The following is a 10,788-nucleotide window of genomic DNA, read 5'->3' on the forward strand; positions in this document are numbered from 1 at the left end:
GATTAAGCGCGGCGCTCTGCCGCCTGGCGTGCTCGCTTCAAGGTCTCGGCATATTCGGGCGAGAACCGGATCTGCGCCATCTGGATCACGGCATCGAGCCGCGCCATGGTGTTGGGATCGTCCGGATTTTCCTTGAAGAGTTCCATGTTGCGCTGGATGTGAATTTCGAGCGCTTGGCCCGACTGGTTCCAGGCCTGCTCGAATACGGTGTTGAGCGCCAGCGAATCCCGGCAATCTCGCACGGTCGCCAGAAGATAGATTCCCCCGACTGCTGCGAGCAGTTTATCGGTGTCGAGCCGATCGCTGGTGTCCCGGCGGCGCATGGCCTGGTTGAGATCGGTAACGACATCCTTGATCCGCGGCTCGATGCGATCCGACACATGCTTGGTAATCGCGGAGAGCGTCGTCGTCGAATGGCTCCCACGCGAAAATTCGAGATAGCCGGTGAGCGACCGCACGAGGCGATGGAAGCGTTCAAGCGCCCGGCAAACCATGTCGACGTCGGCGAATGGACCGTTGACTTGAAAGAACCGAAGCTGGTTTTGCGCGTGAGCGATATGGGCTTCGATCAGCGGCCCAAGCCCAACGCGTTGCACCGCCCCTTCCGTGGCAGCGCCAGCAAGCTTGATCGCAGCCAGGATCATCTTGGTGGGATTGGCGACCTGACCCGTTGCGGCATGAAAGACCAGGGCAGCGAGGGGTGGATCCTGCAACGGCATGGCGTGCATCGCGGTGCCGAGCGCTGTTTCGTCGGAGATGGAATTGGTGGCCCGGCCGAAGGCCTGCGCCTTGCCCAGCAGCGCACGATTGCGTAGCGCCAGCATCAGCGTCGGCAGGTGCTGCCGTACATCTTCGCGGCCCAACTGCGCGGCCAGCCGGCGTGCTCCTTCGGCATCGGCCTGGCCCTGCGCCAGACCGGCCTTCATGCGGGACAGGATTTCCGGCATTGCCGCTTCGACATCGGCGGCCATCAGCGTGCCCGCGCTCAGGGCCTCAGGCGCGAAGATATCGTTGCAGAGATCGCGGGTCACCCAAACCCAGATCGCCTGCGCAGCATCATGTGGCACCGAGCCCGAAAACGTCTCGAGCACCGGTTCATGAACGATCACGGCGTCAATCAGGCCACAGAATGGCCCCGAGGCTCTCATTCCTGCACCGGGCTTGGATGAAGCCGGCGCAACAGTATCCATGCGGTTGGCAAGCTGGGTCATACGCAGTTCGATCAGAGGATTGTCCGCCTGCCAGCCTAAAGCCTGCAGGTAAACAATCCTTATCTGTCGAACCCGGTGTTGAACCTAAGCGCGTTACGCAGCGCCTTGAACGACGTTCCAGTTGCCGTTCTGCTCGCGGCAGGCGGTGCCCTTCTTCACGTAGTCCGCGCCATTGATCTTCACGGTGTGGGTGAAGTCGCGGCAGTCGATCTGGTTGACCTTCACATAGGGGCCAACGGCTACCGAGCCGGTGGTACCCTTGTCGCCGGCCCACTGGCGCGGAGCACCCGGGCGGCCAAACTGCAGCGCGTAGAACTGGGCGCTATTGGCTTCGCTCGAGTCCTTCGCCGTCATCAGCGCCAGCGCTGCCGGATCGACGAAACCGCTCGAAACGCTGGTCGTCAGGCGCGCCTGCTGCACCGTCTGGGCGGAGCTCGGCATGACGGGCTGGACCACGACCGGTGCGGCGGCGACCGGGGCCTGCACCACAGGGGCGGTTCCGGTGCTGGAGCAGCCGGCAAGCGCCACGGCAAGCAGAGGCAGAGCGAACAAGGCGAAGCGATTCATCTGTAAGACCTTTTCAGCATTCGGTCGGTTCTTGTTGAGCCATTGCGGCGAAAGTGCGTCACGCCGCCGCGGGCCGAACGATCCCGCCTAGCCGGGCAGTCGGCAGGCGGAGTTCGACCAGAAGCCCGCCCAGCGCCGAACGTTTCAGCTCGAGACTTCCGCCGTAGACATCGACCAGTTCTTTGACAATATCCAGTCCAAGTCCGGTGCCCGGTGTTTTCTCGTCGAGCCTGACACCGCGGCGCAACACTTTGCGCGCGTCGTCATCGGAAAGCCCTGGTCCGTTGTCATCGATGCGGATCAAGAGCTGCGTACCCTTGGGTGTGCGTTCGCTCGAAAGCCGCACCCCGACCTGCCCCTTCGACCATTTACACGCATTGTCGAGAAGATTTCCCGCCATCTCTTCGAGATCTGCCTCGTCGCCCCGGAACCAGGGAAGCGATGCGTCGGGACGCTGGAACGCTATCGTCACGTCGGGATGAATCTTGCGCATGACGCGCGTCAACCTGAGCATGATCATGGTCGAATCGGCCTTCTTGCCGACAATCGAGGTGCGCGCAGCAAGCCTTGCCCGTTCGAGATATGTCGAGACCATGTTGCTCATTTTTTCGGTCTCGGCCTGCACGACGTCAGCCAGGGCGCCCTTTTTCGAGGCTGCCTCGTTCCTCAGCACGGCGATCGGGGTCTTGAGCCCGTGAGCCAGGTTTCCGACCTGATTGCGCGCGCGCTCGATGATCTGCGCGTTCGAACGCAGGAGTTCGTTGACCTCCTCGGCAAGCGGCGCGATCTCGGTGGGGTATTGTCCGGTGATCTCGGTGCTGTCGCCCTCCCGCACGCTTTCTATTGCTGCGCTGAGCTTGTCGATCGGGCGCATGGCAAAGCGCGCAACGATCACGCTCATGATCGCGAGCATCGCGCCCACCGCACCAAGCACGATAAACGTCTGCCCGCGAAAATCCTCGACGAGGCCGAGTATCTCGGTGAGATTTCCGGACACTTCGATGCGATAGGTTTTGCCATCAAGCGTCACGCTGCGCTCGATGACGCGCAACTGCGTCCCGAAAGCGTCGGTGAGAACGCCTGTCCGCCTCCCCTGGGCATCGAGCGCGCCTGAGAGTTGCGGCAGGTCGATACCCACCACCGATGTCGAGAGATTGACCAGGGCGCCACTGTCGCCGCGGATGATCCAGTACCAGCCCGAGCGCGGCCGGTCGAAGCGCGGATCGGCCAAGGCAATAGTCGGGTCGCGCGGATCGCGTGCCTCAAGCAGAAAGCCGGTGAGGCTTTCGACATGAAAGTCGAGGGTTTCAGAAAGCGTGGTGTCGAGTGCCCGCGAATAAAGATCGGTGAGCAGAAAGCCCGTCGCGAGCAGTGCCACCACCAGCCAGCCAGCTGTCAGCCAGAAAAGCGAAGCCGCGATCGATCCCTTGCGCGGCCAGTTCTTGCCCGCCTTGCGTTGCGGCGGCTGGGGTTCGGCTTCGCTCGCCACGTCGGTTCCTACTCGCCGACGATCTGGTAGCCGAGCCCACGCACGGTCTGGATACAGTCCTCCGGCAGCTTCTTGCGCAGCCGTCCGACAAACACCTCGATTGTATTGCTGTCGCGGTCAAAGTCCTGATCGTAAAGATGCTCGGTCAGTTCGGTCCGCGAAACGACCTTGCCCTTGTGATGCATGAGATAGCTCAGAAGCCGCAGTTCGTGACTGGTGAGCTTGACCGCCTGACCATCCACAGTAACCCGGCCGGAACGCGCGTCGAGCCGGACAGGACCGGCCGTAATCTCATTGCTCGCATGACCTGCGGCGCGGCGCACCAGCGCACGGATGCGGGCCAGAACTTCTTCCATGTGGAAGGGCTTGGCGACATAATCGTCTGCGCCGGCGTCGATGCCCTGCACCTTGTCGCTCCAGCGGTCGCGCGCCGTCAGCAAGAGCACCGGCGTCGTCTTGCCGGCGCGGCGCCATTCTTCAAGCACCGACAGCCCGTCCATCTGCGGCAAGCCGATGTCGAGCACTATCGCGTCATAGGGTTCGGTGTCGCCAAGGAAGTGCCCCTCTTCCCCGTCTAACGCCACGTCGACGACATAACCAGCCTCCGTCAGCGCATCCTTGAGCTGCCGGTTAAGATTGGTATCGTCCTCAACTACGAGAATACGCATGACTGCCCCGCCCTCAGTGCCTTATTGCGCGTTCAGAACTAAATTCTGCGCCTGCCCGTCTGCCGTCAAGACACCAATGATATAGACCAATTGGCCGCCTTGGTCGCAGACCTGGACATTGAGGATTTCGGCGCTCGGATCGACACCCGCCGCGGCAAGAACCGCGTCGAGCGACAGGATCTGGCCGGACGTCACGGCTTCCTGGATTTGTCGCCGGTCAAGGCACGCCTGCGCCTGGCTCGTGCCCGTGCCCGCCAGGGCAATAGCAACGGCCAGCGCGAGAGCGGCGGCGGCAGAGGGTTTTGCGGCTTTCGTTTTCATAAGACCAAAACTACCGGCACCTTGCTGAATGGGACATGAATAAGGCAATCCCCCTATTGTTTGGCCTGTATCGGCCGGTCTTAGACGCTGCCAGTCTCGTTTTTGAGGCCCTTGCGCAGGAAGATGATCGCCAGCGCTTCGAGCATCAAGCTCCCTGCCGAACCACCATCGAGCGTTGGGAGATCCACCCCCAGCATTTGCGCCACGCCTGCCAGAAGCATGAATGCCGCCACGACATAGGTTCTGTACCCCGAAAGAATGTCCATAACTGTTCTCCGTTGCATTGATGAAGATTTCTCCGCGGCAGCGATGGCTGCGGCACGAATGGCGGCGACCCGGCGCGTCCAGCCGCGTCCGAAGGTGGGAAAGGTCGCCAGACTTTCGAGAAAGCGGAGCCGCCGGTCGCAAAGCGCGTTGACGAGCCCCTGCGGATCGCCCTTGGCAATTGCAGTCAATGTTTCCGGCCCGATCTCGCCATCCGCCGCAACGCCCAGCGTGGCTTGCAGGGTGCGCACCGCGCGATCGACACCCGAATTGACGGCAAAATCGAAGAGTGCCAGATCGAGTCCAGGCGGCAATGCATTCGCTTTCGAAGCATTCCAATAATTGGCCCGATAAATCTGCCCTGCCTCGCCGCGCGTCAGCGTCGCCACTTCGGCTTTCGGCAGCGCGGTCCACGGACTGACCTTGCGCCATCGCGCCAGGGTCTTGCGCGTGATCCCCATATTGGTCGCGCCTCCGGGATCGCTTGGGTGATCGCTATAACCGCCTTCATACCGGAGCACTTCGCTAAGGCACGTTTCGAACCTGTCAGCCATTGAAAATCCCCTCGCCTACATGGCCCTTTCCGAGCACCGCGCTCACCTGCGCCACCGTGAACCTGAAGCTTGCGGCGGGTGTTCCGAAGTCGAGCAGTTGCTCGGCCAGCCCGTAGCTGAGGCCGGCAACATCCGTTTCGAATCCGCGCTTCAGCGCCACACCATCGAAAATCTCGACGCGATAGCGCTCCGGCGCATGCTCCAGCCCAGGCTCGGCCAGGCCCCAACCATCGTCATCGGCGCGGCTCCGCCGCATCCAGGAGAGAGCGACATCGCCCGATGCCAGGCGCTTTGCCCGCAGATGCACTGGCGACAGCGGCAGCGCAGGAGCGAGGTCCGCGCCCATTGTCAGCGATTGTCCCACCAGATCGTGCGGTCCGGCATAGGCCTCGACCGTCCGGCTTTCACCCAGCCTTCCGGCATCCACCGAAAGCGTCGCCACCCGCCCATCGAGCACCAGCACGCGCCGTCCGGCCGAGACGGGACCCATTGCCCAGTCGGTACCCAACAGCCCGCGCAGGAGTTTTTGCAGCCGATACTGTCCCGGCTCGACGAGTTCGGCCTCGGCAAAGCCGATGACCTCCCAGTCTCCGGCATCCGTTTCGATGGCGAGCCGATTGCTTCCCGCCAGCACGGCTGCTTCCGCCCCATCTGCGACATGCCCGGCATAGAGTTTGACTGTCAGGTCCGAGCTGCGGTCCCAGAGCGAGGCCGGTCCCGCCGATATGCCTTGGACGACCTCGCCCATAAGGGCCGGTCGCATCAAATCGACCACTGCCGCGCCGGTTGCCGCATCGGCAATCCGCACCGGTCCCGGCCACGGCTTGCCATAAGCGGCAATCATCATCCGGCTGGCGCCCGCGTCAGCAGCCCAACCCGGCAGATGCGCAAAAGTGACGATTGGCTTTGCCACCACGCCGACGACCGGCGGGGTCGATGGTGCGCGATCAAGCCCTGTCGCCACTGCATCGCCCGACGGCAACCCGCGAGCGGTGACCCGGCGCACCAGCCCATCACGTATTTCAGTGATCTCAAATGGACCTTCGGCAATTCCAGTTAGTGCAATTCGGTCGCCAGGCTCGAGCCTCACGATGTTTGGCGGCAGCGATAGCTCAACCGTGTCCCCCGCTGCCGCACGATCATCAAGCAGCCGCTCGGCTGCTATCCGCGCGCCCGCGCCATCAAGCACCATGTCGACGCTTTCGGTCACGAGCGGCCCAACGCCCGGCCGGATGGCCGTCGCCGACGCCGTCAGATAGTCGCGTCCGCGATCGATATGGTTCAGCGCCAGGCGTGATGGACGCTCCGCGGCCGCCCCACGCCGGCGCGAGACGATTGGTCCATCGCCTTCGGCTAGGTCCTCTTCATTGAGAAGCGTCGCTACGCCCTGCCCGGTGATTGCTGTGAGGATGCCATTGCGCGCAAGCAGCCGCTGCCCCGTTATGGCGAACAAAGGCTCCAGCGCGTCGCGCGCCTTGGTCGGGCCACCGAGCAGAAGGCCACCAATCAGCGGCCTAGCCGACCCGGCAACAAGGGTTGCGCCATGATCTGCAGCAATTTCTGCCGCCAGTTCACCATTGCCTGCTGCCCCAAGGCGCCCCGTCAGCCAATGCCCCGTTGCATGGTTGATCCCATCAGCCCAAACCTCGGTCAGCGCCGGGAAAACCGGAAAAGGCCGCGCATCCCAGGTCCATACATAGATCCGTTCGGGGTCGATCATGCCCAGCGGATTATTGCCGGCATCGGCCCAGTGCTGGAGATGTGCGCGCAAATACTGCCGCTGCATCAGCGGGTCCGGCGTCCCGTTGGAAAAATACGGCAGGCCACCTTCGGCGCTCTTGCCGTCGCCAAAGATATTGGGCTGGTTCGATCCCTTATCGACTGCCCCGCAGCCAAGTTCGGTCAGCCAGATCGGTTTTGAGCCCGGCACCCAGGCGGTCGGCGTAGCCGCCCTCACTCCGTTTGGACGGTTGAAGTGCTGCTGGCTCCAGAAGGCGATGATATCCTTGTAGCGCCAGACCCAGGGCTCGCCATAAGCCAGATCGGTAATCGGGGTCCGCAGCTGCGCGGCTCGATGCGCATCGCTGGCATAGAACCAGTCGAACCCCTCGCCGCCTGCGACATTGCCCTCAAGGTAAGCGAGGTCGTGCACTCCCTCGGCAATGGCTGCATCGAGATGCGCAGCCCCATCCCGCCAATCGGACGCCGGCATGTAGCAGTCGATCCCGACAGCATCGATGCTGGCCGACGCCCAAAGCGGATCGAGATGAAAGAACTTTTCCCCGCCGCCCGGCTGAACGCCCGAATACTCGCTCCAATCTGCCGCATAACTGAGCTTGACGTCCGGCCCGACCACGGCCCGGACATCGGCCGCCAGTGTCACCAGCGCATCGACGAAGGGAAAGCTGTTCCCCAAGCCGCGCACTGTGGTCAGTCCACGCATTTCCGAGCCTATCAGGAACGCATCGGCGCCCGCCTCGGCTGCAATTCCTGCATAGTGCAGAACCATTGCCCGATAGCTCGGCAAAAACGCCGCGACCTGTGCGGCAGCGGTCGCCGATCCATCCACTGAGCGCGGATAGCAGGTGATGCGCCCGCGCCAGGGATAGCTTGCCTGCTCGCTCCCACCATAGGGGTCGGGACGTCCATTTCCGGCCGGCACATCCATCATGATCAGCGGATAGAGCGTCACCGAAAGCCCGCGCGCCCGCAGGTCGGCAATCGCCGCACGCACCGACCCGTCCGAGGGCGTTCCGCCGTAGGCAGGCCCGCCGGCATGGCTCGACACTACAGGCACGTCGCCGCGCGAATGGCCCGCCACCATCCACTCGACACCCTCCACCGTGCGCTGTGCCGCCTCGACCCGCGGCCCGATGGTGCAATTGCCGCAGCGCAGGTCGTCGCCGAACCAGCTCACCACCAGCGAGACGTGCTTGAGGTTGGGACAGAGCGCCTGCAGTTCGTCTATCGACACGGTCCAGTCGCTGACGCCTTGAGCTGCATGCGCATTCTCGCCGCTGCCTTCTCCCGCTCCGACGACGCGCAGCCGCGGCACCGGGTCATAGCCGAACTCGGTTGGCCCGGGGATCACCGTCACGGCACGGATCGCCGGCTCGAGGTCGCCCACCGGCCGGCACAATTCCACCGAAATCTGCGGAATGCGATTGCCGAAGCGTGACAGTGGCAGGTTCTCGAAGACGATGTAGCAGAGCCCGCGATAGGCCGGCGTCTGCCCCCCACCCTGCGTGGCCTCGATAAGCCCGTCCGGCATTTGCCCTTCGCTGCCTGGATAGAAGCGAAAGTTCAGCCCGCGCGTATCGAGCAATTGCCCATCGGCCCAGATGCGGCCTAAGCGCGCCACTGGCCCCTCGCAAAAACCGATGGCAAAGCTTGCGCCGATCTCGTCCTCGCCCTCGTCCTGGCCGAAGCCCTTGGCGCCTGACGTCTCCCCGCTCAGCCGCTCGAGATCGCGCGCCCAGATGACGTTCCCCGAAAGCCGCCCCCAACCATAAAGCCTGGGAATAGGCGCTCCCTCGACCGACCCACCGAGCCGCACATCGAACGGGGTGGACTCGCGCTTCTCCCCAAAGAGCCATCCATCGACGACGCTGCCCGCGAGGGCTCCCAACGCCCTCCCCACCGTCGCGCCGATCGGCCCACCCACCAGCGCCCCGGCAAATTGCCCAGCCAGGGATAATGCCAAAGTTGCCATGTTTTCTGTCCTGTCTGAGAATACGGAGAGCTATCCGAGCCTTCCCCTCGCTCCTGCGGCAGGGCGGGCGCAGAAGGGCTAGCGGCCCGGAAACACGAACCGCCCGTTCACCCGCCGCGCCCAGCCGTCCGTCAAGTTTGCCTCGACGACGCCGAGCCGTTCCTGCGCATGGATAAACCGGTGCGCGGCGATCAAAATCCCGCAATGCTTGGCTTCCGGCATGCCGGAAAGCTGAAACAACACCACCTGCCCTGCCTCGAATGGCCCGTCGGCAGGCAGCAGAAACCGCTCGGCCGCCAGTCGCAGCGCCCCGCTATATTCCGGATCGCGCGGGCTTGCGCGATAGGGCGGCACCGCCATCGGTTCATCGCCATAAAGCCGTCGCCACACTCCGCGCAAAAGGCCCAGGCAATCACACCCGGCGCCGGGCGTTGACGCCCGGTGCCGATAGGGCGTTCCGAGCCATTCGCGCGCCGCCGCGACTACATCTTCGGCACTCATTTGACCCGCGCCCGTCCGTCAAGCGCCTCCCCGTCCCGCGGATAGCGCATGATGAAGTCATTGCCCGGTACATGCGGAAAGCCACGGAAATTGGCGACATTGCCGAACTTGGCGCCGCAGGTCGCCATGCGCCGATCGCAGCCCGTCGTCACCGTCAGCGTATCCCCGACCGTAACCCACTCGGCGACCCTGAGGCCAAAGCCGAGCAGGTCACCGCCAGCTCCGCGACGATGCGTCAATACCGCGTCCTTGAGGCCCACACGCTTGCCGCCACCCCAGCTTGCCATGCCGAAGGCAAACCAATCCTCGGCAAAGCCGCCGAGCCCCGACACCAGGATTCGAAACGGATCTTCCACCGCAACGACCGTGGCACTTCCCGCAAGAGCCGGCGCCGACAAGTTGACGCCACAGCGCCCATCGCCCACCACCGCATCGCAAAGCCCCTGATAAAGCCGTCCGCGCGTCGTATTCAACGCTTCCTGAGGGGAGCGCAGCTCTGCTCGGAACACGCCATCCTCACGCACGATCTCGCCGACCGTATCCACCCGCTGCAACAGGCGCTGGCTCGGGTCGCTCCAGTTGACGAGCCAGGTCTCCACCAGCGCCCCATCGTATCGCCCGAGCAGGATATCGTCCTCGTTGATCGCCGCGTGGTCAAGAATACCCAGCACCTCGCCGGTCTCGACCTGTGCCCCGAGCTTCCCCGGAACTTCGCCACCCTCGAGCCCAAAGGCGGGCACACACGCCGTTCCCTCTACCACCAGCGCCACGTCATGATCGGTAAAGCCCAGGACGACGCCATCGGCGCGGACAATCCGCCAGGAATGCGCCAGCGTCGTCTCCCCCCGCGCCAGATGCGCCGCAAACCCGGCCTCGATGGTCTTCATGGCAATATCTCCACCAGGGGAATGCTCGGCGCTTCCGCCGCATCGAAATGGGTCCACTCGATATCGAGCCGGTCCGTGTCGAACCGCACCGGCACGTCGAACAGGAAGCCCGCCGTCACCAGGGCACCCATGGCTGGCGGCGAGGAGAACGTGACGACCCCGCTCGTCGCGTCCACCGTCCAGCCGCTCGTGATTTCGCCGCCATCGATCGCCAAACGCACCGACCCGGCCACGGGCTTGGCGATCGTCCGCAGATAAGGGTCAAAAGCCGCGCCATAGCGCTTCACCAGCTGGAACGTCTTCGTCGCCCCGTCCGCGGTACCCATGGCCTGATCATCCGGCAACGGCACTGCGCCACCCGAGGAATGGTCGATCCCATCCCGCCACAGAAACCCATGTAGCCGCCCGCGCCTCTCCTCGAAAAACGCCAGCACAGCCTGCATATCGGCGCGCGATTTCACCCCATAGCCGGCATTGTACTTTCGCCGCGAATGCGCCCATCGCCCATTCCGCTGCTCGCCCCCGCCCGCGAGGGACACGACATCCGTCTTCCGCTCCGGACCACCCCGCGCCCCAAGCGCAATATCGAGCGGAAACCGCACATGATGAAATGC

General features: G+C 63.8%; 10 protein-coding genes. All 10 read right to left on the reverse strand.

Annotation, left to right across the window (positions count from 1 at the left end; translation table 11 throughout):
• Positions 1 to 2: 2 nt before the first annotated feature.
• Positions 3 to 1,211: a hypothetical protein gene (locus tag VW35_RS03930; RefSeq protein WP_046141619.1), complete on the reverse strand. Its 1,209-nt coding sequence runs from the start codon at positions 1,209 to 1,211 to the stop codon at positions 3 to 5.
• 93 nt (positions 1,212 to 1,304) lie between these two features.
• Positions 1,305 to 1,778: a hypothetical protein gene (locus VW35_RS20400; protein WP_052951475.1), complete on the reverse strand. Its 474-nt coding sequence runs from the start codon at positions 1,776 to 1,778 to the stop codon at positions 1,305 to 1,307.
• A 58-nt stretch (positions 1,779 to 1,836) separates the two neighbouring features.
• Positions 1,837 to 3,267, reverse strand: coding sequence for a sensor histidine kinase (locus VW35_RS03940; protein WP_052951476.1), 1,431 nt, complete (start codon positions 3,265 to 3,267; stop codon positions 1,837 to 1,839).
• 8 nt (positions 3,268 to 3,275) lie between these two features.
• Positions 3,276 to 3,935 (reverse strand): response regulator transcription factor, encoded by a 660-nt coding sequence (locus VW35_RS03945; protein ID WP_046141620.1) that lies wholly within the window; start codon positions 3,933 to 3,935, stop codon positions 3,276 to 3,278.
• Positions 3,936 to 3,956: 21 nt separating this feature from the next.
• Positions 3,957 to 4,256, reverse strand: coding sequence for a PepSY domain-containing protein (locus tag VW35_RS03950; RefSeq protein ID WP_046141621.1), 300 nt, complete (start codon positions 4,254 to 4,256; stop codon positions 3,957 to 3,959).
• A gap of 80 nt (positions 4,257 to 4,336) precedes the next feature.
• Positions 4,337 to 5,074 (reverse strand): glycoside hydrolase family 108 protein, encoded by a 738-nt coding sequence (locus VW35_RS03955; protein WP_083982391.1) that lies wholly within the window; start codon positions 5,072 to 5,074, stop codon positions 4,337 to 4,339.
• Complete coding sequence (locus tag VW35_RS03960; RefSeq protein WP_046141622.1) at positions 5,067 to 8,786, reverse strand: baseplate multidomain protein megatron; 3,720 nt, start codon at positions 8,784 to 8,786, stop codon at positions 5,067 to 5,069. The genes VW35_RS03955 and VW35_RS03960 overlap by 8 nt, the downstream gene beginning before the upstream one ends.
• A 78-nt stretch (positions 8,787 to 8,864) precedes the next feature.
• Positions 8,865 to 9,287 carry an NlpC/P60 family protein gene (locus tag VW35_RS03965; protein ID WP_046141623.1) on the reverse strand — a complete coding sequence of 141 codons (423 nt, stop codon included), beginning with the start codon at positions 9,285 to 9,287 and terminating at the stop codon, positions 8,865 to 8,867.
• A complete protein-coding gene (locus VW35_RS03970; RefSeq protein ID WP_046141624.1) occupies positions 9,284 to 10,174 on the reverse strand; it encodes a DUF2163 domain-containing protein in 891 nt (296 codons plus the stop codon). The genes VW35_RS03965 and VW35_RS03970 overlap by 4 nt, the downstream gene beginning before the upstream one ends.
• On the reverse strand, positions 10,171 to 10,788 hold a 618-nt coding region (locus VW35_RS03975), incomplete at its 5' end, for a DUF2460 domain-containing protein (protein ID WP_083982405.1). The genes VW35_RS03975 and VW35_RS03970, both read right to left, overlap by 4 nt.

It is taken from the genome of Devosia soli (assembly GCF_000970455.1).
Lineage (GTDB): Bacteria > Pseudomonadota > Alphaproteobacteria > Rhizobiales > Devosiaceae > Devosia > Devosia soli.

Coding starts and splice junctions, on each gene's coding strand:
- VW35_RS03970 (WP_046141624.1), bottom strand. CDS start 10,174: ATGAAGACCATCGAGGCCGGGTTTGCGGCGCATCTGGCGCGGGGGGAG.
- VW35_RS03930 (WP_046141619.1), bottom strand. CDS start 1,211: ATGACCCAGCTTGCCAACCGCATGGATACTGTTGCGCCGGCTTCATCC.
- VW35_RS03955 (WP_083982391.1), bottom strand. CDS start 5,074: ATGGCTGACAGGTTCGAAACGTGCCTTAGCGAAGTGCTCCGGTATGAA.
- VW35_RS03950 (WP_046141621.1), bottom strand. CDS start 4,256: ATGAAAACGAAAGCCGCAAAACCCTCTGCCGCCGCCGCTCTCGCGCTG.
- VW35_RS03960 (WP_046141622.1), bottom strand. CDS start 8,786: ATGGCAACTTTGGCATTATCCCTGGCTGGGCAATTTGCCGGGGCGCTG.
- VW35_RS03945 (WP_046141620.1), bottom strand. CDS start 3,935: ATGCGTATTCTCGTAGTTGAGGACGATACCAATCTTAACCGGCAGCTC.
- VW35_RS20400 (WP_052951475.1), bottom strand. CDS start 1,778: ATGAATCGCTTCGCCTTGTTCGCTCTGCCTCTGCTTGCCGTGGCGCTT.
- VW35_RS03965 (WP_046141623.1), bottom strand. CDS start 9,287: ATGAGTGCCGAAGATGTAGTCGCGGCGGCGCGCGAATGGCTCGGAACG.